This is a genomic window from Faecalibacterium sp. AF10-46 (assembly GCF_003604105.1).
In the GTDB taxonomy this organism is placed as follows: domain Bacteria; phylum Bacillota; class Clostridia; order Oscillospirales; family Ruminococcaceae; genus Faecalibacterium; species Faecalibacterium taiwanense.
This window is the reverse complement of sequence record NZ_QVGY01000001.1, coordinates 1-13,890: the sequence shown is the minus strand read 5'-3', so window position 1 is coordinate 13,890 and position 13,890 is coordinate 1. Positions and strand designations below refer to the sequence as shown.

Sequence of the window (13,890 nt, the reverse complement as noted above, 5' to 3'; positions counted from 1 at the left end):
AGCAAAATACAGTACAAAACGGCAAGGTCGCTTGAAACAGGCGGCCTTTCTTTTCTCTGTTTTGATGTTCGCCCCGCCGCCGCAGCCGCAGTCCAGCTCCATGGCCGGAACCAGCAAACTTCATCCTGATGTCGGCACCTTCTGCCGAAAAATTAGCCTCCATAAACATCCCCGCTTTTTCTTGACAAGGCTCTACAGGAGTGCTATTTTAGGTTTCGTCAATTAGCCAATTCTAACCATCTGAGGGGCCTCGCCTCGCAGGTTTTTCTTTGCATGAAATGTTAGACCAGGCTAACTATATGACCGCAATTTTCTGCCATTGCGATGAAAGGAGAATTTTTCATGAAACTGAAGAAATTTCTTTCCCTGCTGCTGTCGGCGGCTATGGCGTTCAGTCTGTTGACCGCTACCGCCTTTGCAGCAGCCCCCGCCGAGGAGGAGAACGGCTTTTTCGATTTTCTGCTGGGCGAAAAGTACACCTACCTCTATGCTGCCCTGACTTGGGATGAGTACTGGGCAAATGAGAAGGTCTATGCTGCCGGCAACGCTGCCGCCTCTGCACAGCTGGACAGCCACGAGGAGCACGACCTTGGCGCATTTGATGCAGTCTCCCGCGCTACCGTCAACCACGGCCTGCACCGCGGCAGCTTCCAGAGCACTGCTGTGATCTACGCCAAGGACGGCAGCAGCTACACCGTTTCCCACTGGTCGGACGATGGCAAGACCATCTATCTGGCCGATGGCACCTCCGTGGGCTGGAACCGGGGCACCATTACCAAGGCCGACGGTTCTACCGTGCAGATGGATCACTACGAGGTGCTGGGCACCAAGTATGTGCCGGTGCGCGTGGCCACCAGCGACCTTGCAGATTTCTGCTCCAAGTACACCGTGGTGGAAAACGGCGGTCAGCTGGTGGGTGGCTACTCTGAAAAGGAACTGACCGCCTATACCCTGACGGCTACGGTGGACGAAAACACCAACGGCCTGAAGTACGCAACCAAGAGCGGCGATGGCTACACTTTCTCTGCCGCACATACCGGCACCGGTTCCGGCGTGGCAGAAGCCGCCCAGAAGGCTGCTGATGGTCTTACCGTGAACCTGCGCAGCGGCAGCGATGTAGGCAGCTTTGGCGAGTTCATCCGTGTGGATCTGAACGGCAATTACGGCGAGCTGGGCTCCCGGATGCAGTCTGTGGTGTGGACCTACTACGGCGATGACAGCACCTATATCCACGCCAAGGCCTCCTACGGCACTAAGTTTGCAGCCGACAACTGGATGCACAAGTCCATGGGCATCCAGATGGGTCTGAGCGATTCCGCCCGCTGCCAGCTGCCGGAGGGTACCGATGGCACCGGCTACTGGACTATCACTATCCGCGCACTGGGCTATGCCGACACGGTGGTGAAGTTCCAGACCACTGCCGAGAACCTTGCCAAGCACGAGCTGGCAAGCGATGCAGACCGCGCCGCCCTGCAGGCTGTGGTCGCCACGGCACAGAGCAAGGCAAAGGCCGCTTACACCGCAGCCAGCTACGCTGATCTGGAGACTGAGCTCGCCGAAAGCATGGAACTGCTGAGCCGGGATACCCTGTATAAGGCTGCTGCACTGGAACAGGTGACCCACCTGACCGATGCTGTGCAGAACCTGAAGGCTGCCTAATCCAGCAAAATACAGTACAAAACGGCAAGGTCGCTTGAAGCAGGCGGCCTTGCTTTTCCGTGTCAGGAGAAGATGGAATGAACAAAAAACGATGCAATGCGCTGCTGCCGCTGGTGCAGCTGCTCCCGGCGGTGGCGGCAGCAGCAGCCGTGCTTTTTGCCCTGCCCCGCACCGTGCCGGTGCTGGCCGCCGTGCCGGAAAGACTGACGGCTGTGGTGGAGCAGCCGTCAGAAGCCGCTTCCTCCGAAGCGGAGGAAGAAGTACTGCCCAAGCTGCCCTATGCCGATGGAATTTACGTCGGCTCTTCCCGGGGCTACGGCGGTGCCGTCCGGGTGCAGGTCACCATGGAAAACGGCAGCATCACGGAGGTCGAGATATTGGACGCTTCCCACGAGACAAAGCAGTTTCTGCGGCGCGCCAAGCGGCTTTTGACCACCGTGGTGGAAGCCCAGAGCTGGGAGGTGGATGCCGTTTCCGAGGCCACCTATACCAGCCGGGGCATTCTGGGTGCGGTGCAGAACGCCCTGACCGGCGAGGTAGTCAACAACCCCCTGCCGCCGCAGCCAAAGCCCGCCGCACCGCTGGTGGTGGAGGAATTTACCGCGCCCTCTACCTACCTTGACGGCATCTACACTGCCGAAGCTATGGGTTTTGAGGGCGAGATCACGGTGCAGGTCACGGTGGCAGAGGATAAGATCACCGATATCACCCTTCTGAGCGCCGAGGACGAGGAGGAATATCTCTCTCAGGCAAAACAAGTCATCCCCGCCATTCTGGAAGGGCAGAGTCCCAACGTGGATGCCGTTTCCGGCGCGACCTACTCCTCCACCGGCATCCTGAACGCGGTCAAGCTGGCACTGGCAAAGGCGGCGGTTGCCCCGGCAGAGGAAGCCGAACCGGAGCAGGCAGCATCGGAAGAAGCGGCAGAAGCCGCGGCACCATCTGAAGCAGAAGGATCCGAGGAAACGCCGGTCGCTGCGCCCACCGTGGAGGTGGTGCAGCCGGAAGAAAAGAGCGTCGTTCCCGCATGGCTCAAAGAGATATGGCAGCAGCTTTTCCCGGCAGATGCACCGGCATCCTCTGAACCGGAACCGGCATCTTCTGAGGAAGTGCTGCTGGCACCCGAAGCGGTACTGCCGCCGGAAGAGACCGAAGCCGAACCTGAAACGGAAGGAGCAGTGGAGTGAAATACAAGAATTTTCTTCTCCGGGCGGTGAACCTGCTGCTGATTCTGGAGGTACTATGGCAATACCAGCAGGTGGCGCTGGTCCAGGCAGCAGCGGTGAGCCAACGCAAGCAGGAGATCGCTGAGGTGGAAGCCTACAACGCTTCCGTTTTGCAGGCGCAGAGCGCAGCGCAGGCAGAGCAGACTCAAAGCGGCTACCGGGACGGCACCTATGAGGGCAGCGCCTTTGGTTTTGGCGATGTCATCCGGGTGTCGGTGACCATTCAGAACGGAAAAATGACCGATATTGCGGTGCTGGATGCCTCCGGCGAGGATAAGCCCTACTATAAGCAGGCGCTGCCTTTGCTGGACGAGATGCTGTCAGTACAGTCTGCCGGGGTGGATACCGTTTCCGGCGCTACCCTCACGGCAGAAGGTCTCATCGGTGCAGTCGAGGACGCACTGGGAAAGGCGGCAGGATGATGGAAAAAACACAGGCAAAGCCTTTGACAGTGGCGCAGCAGCGTCAGCGGGACAAAAAGCGCCGTATATGGCTGCGCACCGGGGTGCAGTTGTTCTTCTTTGTGTCCATGCCGGGCGCGTTCGTGGCCGGGTTTTCCGGGGTAAAGCAGATCTTTCTGCACATCGGTGCGGGCGAGGTGCTCACAGCGGACAGCTTCACGCTTTCTCTGCTGGGGCTGTGCGGCTTCACTTTGCTGTTCGACCGTTTTTTCTGCGGATACGCCTGCGCCTTTGGCAGCTTGGGTGATGCCGTCTGGGCACTGTCCGGGCTTATCCAGAAAAAGCTGTTCCACCGCAAAAAGCCACTCCGTCTGCCGGAGCGGGCGGTGCTTTGGGGGCAGAAGGTCAAATATCTGCTGCTAGCGGGGCTGGTGGCGCTGTATGTGACCCGGCAGGAAAAGCTGCTGACCGGCGCAAGCCCGTGGGAGGTGTTTTCCCGCCTGACAGCTCTGCGTCTGCCGCCGGAGGGTTTCGGCGTGGGCATTGCGCTGTTTGTGCTCATTTTGCTGGGCATGGCAGTGCAGCCTCGGTTCTTTTGTCAGTTCCTCTGCCCTATGGGAGCGGTGTTCGCCCTGCTGCCGGTGCTGCCCTTTGCGCGGCTGCACCGGCAGAGCGATGGCTGCATCCCGGGGTGCAATGCCTGCAAGCAGCAGTGCCCGGTGTGCCTGAAGCTGGAGGAAAGCAGCCTGCGCAGCGGGGAATGCATCGCCTGTGAAGCCTGCGTGGGCACCTGCCCTAAACAGAACATCCACCGGTGGGATATAGCCTTGTGCAAGCACCTGTGGCTGCCGGTGCTGGGTAAGGCGCTGCTCTTCTTCCTGCTGGGCTGCTGGCTGGGTTTCTGCCGGTTTATCTGAACCAAAAAGGAGGCCGCCGCACAACATTTGTGCAGCAGCCTCCTTTTGGCTGGGACGATTTGTCATTTTTACAGGGAAGGCTTCTGCTCCAACAGATCTGTCATGCTGCGCAGGCTGATGCCAAGGGTGGAAAGGTTATGCAGCATGGCGCTGGTAGCCGGGGGCAGGATGCCCAGTGCGCCCAGAAGGATGAGCGCTGAGTTGAAGCTGAGCACAAAGCGGTAATTGCTGCCCACCCGCTTTTGCAGGGCGTTGGCAATGACTTTTAACATTGTTAGTGGCAGCTTGATACGGAGAATCATTTTGGTCATGCTCACTTGCGGAAATTCGCAAACGCAGCCTATAAAGGTAGCAGAAAGATTGAATGCGTCGTACTTTTTTCGATTTTGCATAACGAATTTTTCAAAATCCTCTTGACGCATTCTACATACCGTGGTATTTTTCTTGTAAATTCCACTGATTTTGTGGAGTAACCTGAATCTCTCCACAAGATGCGGTCGTGTTCATTTTGAACACGGCCTCTCCGTGGATTATCCCTGAAAGATCAACCGCCCCACAACACACCCGATTCATTTTGTCGCCGATTCACCCGACAAAATCATCGCTGCGCTGCTTGGGCGGTATTTTTCTTTTCCGGGGAAGATTGCACCTTGAAAATTTCATGAGCCGCCCGAACGTGATACCGGCTTTCCAGTCAACGCCGCTGCACAAACAGGGGCAGGAACTTCGTTCGGAGCAAACGGTGGCCCCATTACATGAGCAGAGCCCCGCTACTTATTTTTTGCGTCTTAACAATTTGGAAACATTTGTTGAAAATGAGGTAGTCCAGTTCCGTTCTCTGCGCCATGGTCACGTCCAATCCATCCTCGACCCCAGTGCAGTCAATGGAGATCATTCTCCCATCCCGGAGCAGCAGCTCCACGCAGCCGGTGTCCATGTTGAATTTGCAGGTTCTTTCATCGTACTTCATACTCGTGTCCTTTCTACCTTACGGCACTCTTGCAGTGGTCTGTCGTGCTTTCTTATGATAAAGTCTGGGACGCTTTTCGATGGAAGCAAGGGATTCGTTCTGTTTTCCGAAGAACACAAAAAATCCGAACCCTTCTCCTATCGGAAAAAAGTTCGGATTTTGTTGTTGTGGTGCGCCTCCAGGGACTCGAACCCTGGGCCCACTGATTAAGAGAAACCGATGTGCAACATTCATCAATTTCCAGAATCACGCAGTTCCGTTATTTTTGTCGTTTCATCGAAATTTTATGTTTTGCATCCTTTGCATTATCTGCACATGATGTTCCGTCTTGCATCCGTTATCCAGCCGTTCCGGTGTGCAAAAAGTGTGCAAAAATGTGCAGAGCCAAAATCAGCACCTTAAAACAGGTATCGGATTTTTATGCAATGGGGTGAAAACAGGTCTGTTTCATCCGGCGAAAGGCACACTCTATATCACCAATTTATACCACACATCAAATGTACATCAACAATTTGATTCTTGGCAGGGATACGGACAATCGAACTGACACCACCTTATATAAAAGGAGTTTTCCCATGAACAAACTGCTTTCCTGCCGCTACAACATGGACACCAACCGGGTGGAAGCCCGGTTCGCTGATGGCTCTGCCGTTGCCATCGACTGCGTCGCCATCGAGGACAAGTACGGCAACACCCCGGCACAGCGGGCAGAACTTGACTGGCTGCTCTACCATAAGCCTTTGGAGTATGCACAGCTTGTGCTGGGAGGAGAGATGGAGCACTATCTCTCGCTGGGATGCGACCACGGCAGGCTGGAAGATTAAGTCCCTATAAAGAACACAGTGCCCACCGACCTATGGTTTGCCATAAGCTGGTAGCATCGCTTCTTATCCATAAGCAACTCGCTCTTTTCGGCTAACGCTTTTTTGTAAATGTTTCCCTTGCAGAATCTCTCCAGATTCTCTATAATAAGAAAGAGCTTTATAAATCTTCTTTCAAATGTTGAATCTGCTCTTGGAGGTGAGTGAGCCCATGACCGGCAGCGGCGCAAATAACCGTGATGTTAAAAAAATCAACCGCATCCGAACGATTCGCAGCATTTTTTCCTGCGACCGAATCTCGCAGCCGGAGCTTGCGGCAAAAGTCAACAACAGCTGGCCGACCGTATTGCAGAATGTCAAAGAACTGATGGCGATGGGACTGGTGCAGGAGGTCGGCACCTTTGAATCTACCGGCGGGCGCAAGGCGAGAGCATTTGCTCCCGTGCGGAATGCCAGACTTGCGGTCGGACTGGAGATCACCCAGAATCATGTCGGAGCAGTTCTGGTCGATCTGTCCGGTAACCTTCTCCACTATGAGCGTAAAAAGCGTCTTTATGAGCGGTCGGACACCTATGCGGAAATGCTTGCCGGAATCGTGCAGGGGCTGATCGAAAAAGAGGGCTACCCGGTGGAAAAAATTCTGGGTGTCGGCATTTCGCTGCCCGGTATTCTGGACAAAGAGGGGCAGACATTGGTTTACTCTCATGCCTTGGGTCTGCGGAATGTTCCTACCGAAGAATTCAGCCGTTACATCCCGTTCTCCTGCCGGTTCATCAATGACGCGAACGCTGCCGGACTTGCTGAAGTGCGCGACCTCGAATCTCCCCGCAGCCTTGTCTACCTTTCTCTGAGCAACAGTGTCGGTGGTGCGATTCTGACCGGTGGAGCGCTCTATGGCGGCGACCATCTTCGTGCCGGAGAGTTCGGGCACAACACGCTCGTTCCCGATGGCCGCCCCTGCTACTGCGGAAAAAAGGGCTGTCTGGATGCCTATTGCTCTGCAAAAGTCCTCTCCCGACTGACTGACGGAAATCTTGCACTATTCTTTGATGGGTTGCGCTCTGGCGATGCAGCTTTGCAAACGGCATGGAATGAATACCTTTCTTACCTTGCTGTAGCAGTCAATAATCTGCGCATGACCTTCGACTGTGATGTAATTGTTGGCGGCTACGTTGGCGGATTTCTGGCAGAGTTTGGCGAACCGCTCCGGGAAATGCTGGTCGAGCGTAATACGTTTGAGCCGGACAGTTCCTACCTGAAGTTCAGCCGCTATAAGCTGGAAGCCTCTGCGCTGGGAGCCGCTCTGCTCCATATCGAAGCCTTCATTCAGAACCTATAAACCTTCCCATCGAGGACGGCACCTGCCGTCCTCGATTTTTTGCACAATTCCGCCGCTTTTTCCTTGTGCAGTTCTCCGAATCCGCGAAAAAGGGCTTGACTTTGGTTGTGCGGTGTGCTAATTTGTAGTCACATTCATAAACACTTTATAAAAGTTAATAAACAAACAAAAACGGAGGTCATCTTATGAAAGGCACAATGAAAGTTGCAGTCATGAACGGCATCGGCAAGATGGGCTACACCACCCGCCCGATCCCCACACCCAAAGAGGACGAAGTTCTGGTCAAGCTGGAATACGTTGGCATCTGCGGCAGCGATATGCACTACTATGAAACGGGTGCGATCGGCAATTATGTAGTCAAGCCGCCGTTCGTGCTGGGCCACGAGCCGGGCGGCACAGTCGTGGAAGTTGGCAGTGCTGTCAAGCATCTGAAAGTCGGCGACCGCGTTGCGCTGGAGCCGGGCAAGACCTGCGGTCACTGCAAGTTCTGCCGTGAGGGCAAATACAACCTCTGCCCGGATGTCGTGTTCTTCGCTACTCCGCCGGTAGACGGTGTTTTTCAGGAGTATGTGGCCCATGAAGCAAACCTCTGCTTCAAGCTGCCGGACAACGTAAGCACCATGGAAGGTGCGCTGATCGAGCCTCTGGCTGTTGGTTTCCACGCAGCCAATCAGGGCGGTGCTCATGCCGGTCAGACTGCGGTGGTCATGGGTGCAGGCTGCATTGGTCTGGTCTCCATGATGGCGCTGAAAGCCGAGGGTGTTTCCCGTGTTTACGTTGTGGATATCATGCAGAAGCGTCTGGATAAGGCTCTTGAACTGGGTGCAGACGGTGTGATCAACAGCCGCGAAAAGGATGCCGTCCAAACGATTCTCGACCTGACCGATGGTCTGGGCTGCGACCTCGTTATCGAGACTGCTGGTACAGAAATCACTACCCGCCAGGCCATTGAGATGGCGCAGAAGGGTGCAAACATCGTTCTGGTTGGTTACTCCAAATCCGGCGAGATGACCCTGCCTATGAGCCTTGCACTGGACAAGGAACTGACCTTCAAGACCGTGTTCCGTTATCGCCACATTTACCCCATGGCGATCGATGCCGTTGCTTCCGGCAAAATCAACCTGAAGGGCATTGTGACCAACATCTTTGACTTTGACGACATCCAGAATGCCATGGACAAGAGCATTTCGGACAAGGCCAACATCGTCAAAGCAGTGGTGAAGATTGCGGAGGCAACGAAGGTATGAGTTTTCCGCAGGTTCTGACCGGTGTGGCGCACATTGGCATCCCGACAAATGATCTCGACAAGACCATTGCATTTTACAAGAAGCTGGGGTTTGTTTCTGCGCTGGAAACGGTAAACAAAGCCGCCGGGGAGCGCGTTGCGTTTCTTCAGCTTGGCGATCTGATGATCGAAACCTATGAAAACCATCGTGCGGCGGAAAAGGCCGGAGCAATCGACCATGTAGCTCTGGCAACGACCGATATCGAAGCCGCCTTTGCTGCAGCAAAAGAGGCAGGGATGCACCTGCTGCATTCCAGCATCCAGTCACTGCCGTTCTGGGAAAACGGTGTGCGCTTTTTCATGGTCGAAGGCCCGAATAAAGAGAGAATAGAGTTCTGCCAGAAATTATAAGCATCGCGTCAAGAGGAGAAAGGAGCGCGCCGTATGAGTTACACAGCAGAGCCGAACCAGCAGGATACGAACATCAAAGTCCCTCTGATCAGTAAAATCGCTTACGGCATGGGCGATGTGGGCTGCAACTTCAGCTGGATGTTCGTTGGCAACTTCTTGATGATTTTTTACACCGATGTCTGCGGCATCAGCATGGCGGCAGTGTCCCTCCTGATGCTGGTCTCCCGCTTCTGGGATGCCATCAATGACCCCGTGATCGGTTCGCTGAGCGACCGCACCCGTTCCCGCTGGGGACGCTACCGTCCATGGCTGCTGTTCGGCGCACCGGCAACTGCTGTGGTGCTCGTGCTGACGTTCTGGGCGCACCCCGCATGGTCAGACAGTGCCAAGAGCCTGTATATGTACATTACTTACTGTGTACTGGTTCTGGGCTATACCTGCGTGAACATCCCTTATGGTACGCTCTGCGGCACCCTGACCCAGAACATCGAGGAGCGTGCGAAAATCAACACCTCTCGCTCCGTCTGTGCCATGATCGCCATCAATATCATCAACATCATCACCCTGCCTTTGATCTCTGCTTTTGGCGGTGATAATGCAGCACGGGGATATCTTCTGGTGACCGTCCTTTACGGCGGTATCTTCACCCTCTGTCACTGGTTCTGTTTTGCCAAAACCAAAGAGGTCGTCCAGCCCCCGGAGCGAAAAAAAGTCTCACTGAAAAAGCAGTTGGATGCAGCGCTTCAGAACAAGCCCTACCTGATTGCACTGGCGGGTCAGTTCCTGTTCGGTGTGACGCTGTATGGCCGCAATGCCGACCTGCTCTATTACTTCAAATATGTGGAAGGCAACGAGAATCTGTTTACCATCTACTCGATGATCCTGATCGTTCCCTCCATTCTGGGTGCTGCGGCATTCCCCTTCGTGTTTGAAAAGCTGGGCAACAAAGGGCACACCGCTTCCCTTTTCGCTGCCGGAACCGGTGTTTCCCTGATTGCGCTCTATTTCTTCAGTGCAGTTTCTTCTCCCATTCCGTTCTATACATTCGCTGCACTGTCCCAGTTCTTCTTCTGCGGATTCAATACCGCCATCTACGCCATCGTTCCCGACTGCGTGGAGTATGGCGAGTGGAAAACCGGTGTCCGCAACGATGGTTTCCAGTACGCATTCGTTTCACTGGGGAACAAGCTGGGCATGGCGATTGGCACCTCTGCGCTGGCTGGTGTGCTGAGTACATTGAGTTTTGCCCCCAATCAGGTGCAGAATGCTGCCGTGCAGAATGCGATGCACTATGCATTCTCGCTGCTTCCCGGTGTGCTGTGGCTGATAACAGCGATTGTCCTGTTCTTCTACCGAATCAGTAAGCGTTCGTATAACCAGATCATGTCCGAACTGAACGCTAAAAAAACAGGTTGAGGTGATACCATGTTTGATGTTGTAGCTTTGGGAGAAAGCCTGATCGACTTTACCCCGAACGGAACCAATGCACAGGGCATCGAATTGTTTGCCCGGAATCCCGGCGGTGCACCCGCCAATGTCCTTGCCATGAATGCCCGTCTGGGCGGCAAAACAGCATTCATCGGAAAAGTCGGCAAAGACGGATTTGGCGATTTTCTTCGCCAGACCCTTGTGGAAAGCAGCATTGATGTGTCCGGTCTGGTGATTGACGAAAAGATTCCCACGACCCTTGCCTTCGTACAGCTTGACAGCAAGGGAGACCGCTCCTTTACCTTTTACCGGAACCCCGGTGCCGATGTGATGCTGACTTCGGCAGAAGTCAACAGGAATCTGATCGACGATGCTGCCATCTTCCATTTCGGCTCTGTCTCTCTGACCGCCGACCCGAGCCGCACCGCCACGTTGGAAGCTGCGCGGTATGCACGGCAGCAGGGCAAGCTGGTCAGCTTTGACCCCAATTACCGTCCGCTTCTGTGGGAGCACCCGGCAGATGCCGTTGTCCAGATGCAGGAAGGTGTCAAGCTGGCGGATCTTCTGAAAGTTTCCGAGGAAGAAATGCAGCTTATCACAAACGAAAGCGACCTTGCCCGCGGCTCACAAGCCCTGCTCGAAATGGGGCCATCTCTTGTGCTGGTATCGCTGGGTGCAAAGGGTGCTTATTACCGGAACGCTGTGGGAGCAGGGCATCTTCCCACCTATGATGTGCCTACCGTGGACACGACTGGTGCAGGCGACGCTTTCATGGGCGCAATTCACTACCAGCTGCGAGGAAAAGATGCTGAGGATTTGCGTACCCTCCCTGCATTTGAGCTTGAAGAAATCGTCCGCTTCGGCAATGCAGCGGGCAGTCTGACCACGACAAAGGGCGGCGCAATCCCTGCAATGCCCTCCATGGTGGAAATTCAGAACTGCATTGCCTCTATCCCACTGCTGTAAAAGAAAGGATACCCTATGACAAAATTACAGATCAGAATGCGGCAGGTCGATCAGGTCAAGGAATTTGTAGATTTGCTGTCCAAATATCCCTATGAGATGGACTTAGTCTCCGGGCGATATACCATTGATGCCAAATCCCTGCTTGGCATTTACAGTCTCGACCTGAGCAATCCGCTTACCCTTGTGATTTATTCCGATTCTTGCGAAGAACTGCTGACACAGCTCCATGCGTTGCTCCCAGATTGCATCGTCTGATTTTCTACGCTTTTCTCCTTCTTCCATTTGCACCGTTCGGTTCTGGTTCTCCTTCACCAGAACCGAACGGTGTTTTAATTTGTATAAGTCCTACTATCACCGCATTCCCTTAATAAATTTTGCAAGCCCATATTGATGTGCCTCATTGCCTTGTCAAGAGGGCTGGCACCGCCCAGCCCTCTCTCTTTTTGCCAAAGTTTCCCTTGCTTTTTCTTGCAAGCTGCCGAAAACAACGCGCTTTCAAAACTTTTTGTTGACACGGCTCGATTTTTGTGGTAATCTATCCCAACAATTGAATATAACATATTTTTACATATTCGTTCAGACCCTGCGGGGCTGAACATCTTGGCTTTCAGCCGTCACATAACCGACTAGCATGACCTTCTAGAAAAAGCGAAGGCAGGGCTGGTCTGTTCTGTGACGGCTTTTTTGTTGCCGTTTTGCCCGTTGGACCTTGAAAACCGCATGACCGTCTGTATGGGATACCCGGCGATGACCCTGAGAAGGAGAGCCGGAAAACGCCGCCGGAGGGGGGCAGGAAAGCCATGCAGAGAGAACGGCAATTCACCTCATGTGGTCAAAATGAGCACATGAGGTGAAACGGACGTTTATCTACTCGTTGCGGCAGGAGAAATCAATGTAGACAAATTGTCCACATTGATTTGCCGTAACCCAAAGGACGTTTATCCACCTGTTGCAGCAGAGAAAATCCATGTGGCCAAATTGACCACATGGATAAGCCGCAGCACCGAAGAAAGGATGTGTGCCTATGGGAAACAACTTTACCCCTGCATGGATCAAGAAAGGCTTCTTCAACGAATCCCTGTTTTGTGACGATTTTCTCAGCACCCACCAGCTCCTCTATGTGAATGGCGCATTTTTCACCCCGGACGGCAGGGTCACAGACACCATGAACCTGCGCTGTGAAATTTTCGATATGCTGCGAGACCATATCGGCGCAAATATCGCCAAACGGGTCAGCAATGTCGTGGACGTGCTGAAACTGGCGGCACAGGTGGAGGACTTTCCGCCCGTCACCGACCGCATCGCACTGGCAAACGGAACCCTGTATCTGGATGGCACCTTTCAGGAGGGCAAGCCGGAGATCGTCCGCAACCGACTCCCGGTCAGGTATGACCCGAAAGCTCCGCAGCCCTCCCATTGGCTGCGGTTCCTGTCCGACCTGCTCTATATGGTGCGTTTTCGGTCTTTCGCTGCGTACGTGCGTACAGAGAAAACCGCCTGCTGCGTACGCACGTACGCAGCAAAACGCCCAAGTTCTCCTTTATAGGGGGTGTTGGCAAAGTGTCAGATTGACAGTTTGCCAAAATCAGAGGGTCAAAATGACCCTTTGAAAAACCGGACGAGCTGTCCTTCAGGGCAGCTTGCCCGGAGCAAGAGTGCAGAGAGCGCAGCTCTTTGCCCCAGTGATATGATGCTGTGCGTCATATCCTACTGGGTATTATCTGGCGCAAAATGGCGGCAGATCCAGCAGCTCCGCTGCTGCGTTCTCCCACGCCAAACTGATGAAACGGAGGGATGTCTATCTGAAACTGACACGACACAACGGACGAGCCGGAACCCACGGCACCTATAACCCCAGGCACAATGACCGCAGTTTCAACCTTGCCAACAGTGAGCACATCGACCCGGAACGAGCCAAGGGCAACATCTACTGGGACTGCTTTCACGGTTTCCGTTCGGCTCTCGACCCACAAGACCCGGACGATCTGGGGGCGACCTTCTCAGATGTGGAACGGCAGTTCTACGAGAGCCGGTACACGACCTTTATCGAAGGTCAGAACGAGCGCAACGCCAAGATTCGGCACACAGAGCGCAACCGCTCCATTCCCGACCTGCTGTCCAGCCGCAAGACCTGCCCGGAGGAGACCATCTACCAACTTGGAACGCTGGATGAACACGCTTCGGCAGAGGACTTGCTGAGCGTCGTCACAGAGTTCATCGAGGAGTTCAAGGCCAAGTATGGCGACCACGTTCATGTGCTGGACTGGGCACTGCATCTGGATGAGAGCACACCCCATATCCATGAGCGTCATGTGTTCGACTGCGAGAACAAGTACGGTGAGGTGGCTCCCCAGCAGGAAAAGGCATTGGAAGTGTTGGGCTTCAACCTGCCCGACCCGGACAAACCCCTCAGCCGCCGCAACAACCGCAAAATCACCTTTGATGCCGCCTGCCGGAAGATGCTGTTCGAGATTGCAAAACGGCATGGTCTGGAATTGGAGGAAGAAGCGGAGTATGGCAACCGCAA

Annotated in this window: 13 protein-coding genes and 2 pseudogenes; 13 read left to right on the top strand and 2 right to left on the bottom strand. The window is 54.5% G+C overall.

All coding sequences use genetic code 11. The annotated features are described in order from the left end of the window. Positions 1-342: 342 nt before the first annotated feature. The 4 genes from DWV57_RS00080 (at position 343) to DWV57_RS00065 (ending at position 4,203) form a co-directional block, all read left to right on the top strand. On the top strand, positions 343-1,659 hold the full coding sequence (locus DWV57_RS00080; RefSeq protein WP_118528289.1) for a penicillin-binding Tp47 domain C-containing protein: 1,317 nt from the start codon (positions 343-345) through the stop codon (positions 1,657-1,659). Between the two features lie 77 nt (positions 1,660-1,736). Then, a complete protein-coding gene (locus DWV57_RS00075; protein WP_120019577.1) occupies positions 1,737-2,846 on the top strand; it encodes an FMN-binding protein in 1,110 nt (369 codons plus the stop codon). Continuing rightward, positions 2,843-3,307: an FMN-binding protein gene (locus DWV57_RS00070; RefSeq protein WP_120019576.1), complete on the top strand. Its 465-nt coding sequence runs from the start codon at positions 2,843-2,845 to the stop codon at positions 3,305-3,307. The genes DWV57_RS00075 and DWV57_RS00070 overlap by 4 nt, the downstream gene beginning before the upstream one ends. Beyond that, positions 3,304-4,203 carry a 4Fe-4S binding protein gene (locus DWV57_RS00065; RefSeq protein ID WP_120019575.1) on the top strand — a complete coding sequence of 300 codons (900 nt, stop codon included), beginning with the start codon at positions 3,304-3,306 and terminating at the stop codon, positions 4,201-4,203. Before DWV57_RS00070 ends, DWV57_RS00065 begins: the two co-directional genes overlap by 4 nt. Positions 4,204-4,271: 68 nt before the next feature. Here the strand turns inward: DWV57_RS00065 and DWV57_RS00060 are convergent. Both DWV57_RS00060 and DWV57_RS00055 read right to left on the bottom strand, forming a co-directional pair. After that, positions 4,272-4,472: pseudogene (locus DWV57_RS00060) on the bottom strand (hypothetical protein); the annotation flags it as partial. 482 nt (positions 4,473-4,954) lie between these two features. Continuing rightward, complete coding sequence (locus DWV57_RS00055) at positions 4,955-5,173, bottom strand: DUF6061 family protein (RefSeq protein ID WP_118528295.1); 219 nt, start codon at positions 5,171-5,173, stop codon at positions 4,955-4,957. A 575-nt stretch (positions 5,174-5,748) separates the two neighbouring features. Here DWV57_RS00055 and DWV57_RS00045 point away from each other — a divergent pair. The 9 genes and pseudogenes from DWV57_RS00045 to DWV57_RS00005 all read left to right on the top strand — a co-directional run. Next, positions 5,749-5,997: a DUF6061 family protein gene (locus DWV57_RS00045; RefSeq protein ID WP_118528299.1), complete on the top strand. Its 249-nt coding sequence runs from the start codon at positions 5,749-5,751 to the stop codon at positions 5,995-5,997. 208 nt (positions 5,998-6,205) lie between these two features. Beyond that, entirely contained in the window at positions 6,206-7,333 is a 1,128-nt protein-coding gene (locus tag DWV57_RS00040; RefSeq protein WP_165853632.1) for an ROK family transcriptional regulator, read from the top strand. A 185-nt stretch (positions 7,334-7,518) separates the two neighbouring features. After that, positions 7,519-8,580: an NAD(P)-dependent alcohol dehydrogenase gene (locus DWV57_RS00035; RefSeq protein ID WP_117476341.1), complete on the top strand. Its 1,062-nt coding sequence runs from the start codon at positions 7,519-7,521 to the stop codon at positions 8,578-8,580. Then, positions 8,577-8,969 (top strand): VOC family protein, encoded by a 393-nt coding sequence (locus DWV57_RS00030; RefSeq protein WP_117476342.1) that lies wholly within the window; start codon positions 8,577-8,579, stop codon positions 8,967-8,969. Before DWV57_RS00035 ends, DWV57_RS00030 begins: the two co-directional genes overlap by 4 nt. A 33-nt stretch (positions 8,970-9,002) precedes the next feature. Next, entirely contained in the window at positions 9,003-10,385 is a 1,383-nt protein-coding gene (locus tag DWV57_RS00025; protein WP_120019574.1) for an MFS transporter, read from the top strand. A 9-nt stretch (positions 10,386-10,394) separates the two neighbouring features. After that, the gene (locus tag DWV57_RS00020; protein WP_118528305.1) at positions 10,395-11,363 is read left to right on the top strand and encodes a carbohydrate kinase; all 969 of its coding nucleotides are present in this window, start codon (positions 10,395-10,397) and stop codon (positions 11,361-11,363) included. Positions 11,364-11,378: 15 nt separating this feature from the next. After that, on the top strand, positions 11,379-11,618 hold the full coding sequence (locus DWV57_RS00015) for an HPr family phosphocarrier protein (protein WP_117476345.1): 240 nt from the start codon (positions 11,379-11,381) through the stop codon (positions 11,616-11,618). A gap of 769 nt (positions 11,619-12,387) precedes the next feature. Then, a complete protein-coding gene (locus tag DWV57_RS00010) occupies positions 12,388-12,909 on the top strand; it encodes a hypothetical protein (RefSeq protein WP_243089073.1) in 522 nt (173 codons plus the stop codon). 235 nt (positions 12,910-13,144) lie between these two features. Then, positions 13,145-13,890: pseudogene (locus DWV57_RS00005) on the top strand (plasmid recombination protein); the annotation flags it as partial.

What these genes read in the sequence shown, in the direction of transcription:
- DWV57_RS00080 (WP_118528289.1), top strand. Translation starts at nt 343, where the DNA reads ATGAAACTGAAGAAATTTCTTTCCCTGCTGCTGTCGGCGGCTATGGCG.
- DWV57_RS00075 (WP_120019577.1), top strand. Translation starts at nt 1,737, where the DNA reads ATGAACAAAAAACGATGCAATGCGCTGCTGCCGCTGGTGCAGCTGCTC.
- DWV57_RS00065 (WP_120019575.1), top strand. Translation starts at nt 3,304, where the DNA reads ATGATGGAAAAAACACAGGCAAAGCCTTTGACAGTGGCGCAGCAGCGT.
- DWV57_RS00055 (WP_118528295.1), bottom strand. Translation starts at nt 5,173, where the DNA reads ATGAAGTACGATGAAAGAACCTGCAAATTCAACATGGACACCGGCTGC.
- DWV57_RS00045 (WP_118528299.1), top strand. Translation starts at nt 5,749, where the DNA reads ATGAACAAACTGCTTTCCTGCCGCTACAACATGGACACCAACCGGGTG.
- DWV57_RS00040 (WP_165853632.1), top strand. Translation starts at nt 6,206, where the DNA reads ATGACCGGCAGCGGCGCAAATAACCGTGATGTTAAAAAAATCAACCGC.
- DWV57_RS00035 (WP_117476341.1), top strand. Translation starts at nt 7,519, where the DNA reads ATGAAAGGCACAATGAAAGTTGCAGTCATGAACGGCATCGGCAAGATG.
- DWV57_RS00030 (WP_117476342.1), top strand. Translation starts at nt 8,577, where the DNA reads ATGAGTTTTCCGCAGGTTCTGACCGGTGTGGCGCACATTGGCATCCCG.
- DWV57_RS00025 (WP_120019574.1), top strand. Translation starts at nt 9,003, where the DNA reads ATGAGTTACACAGCAGAGCCGAACCAGCAGGATACGAACATCAAAGTC.
- DWV57_RS00020 (WP_118528305.1), top strand. Translation starts at nt 10,395, where the DNA reads ATGTTTGATGTTGTAGCTTTGGGAGAAAGCCTGATCGACTTTACCCCG.
- DWV57_RS00015 (WP_117476345.1), top strand. Translation starts at nt 11,379, where the DNA reads ATGACAAAATTACAGATCAGAATGCGGCAGGTCGATCAGGTCAAGGAA.
- DWV57_RS00010 (WP_243089073.1), top strand. Translation starts at nt 12,388, where the DNA reads ATGGGAAACAACTTTACCCCTGCATGGATCAAGAAAGGCTTCTTCAAC.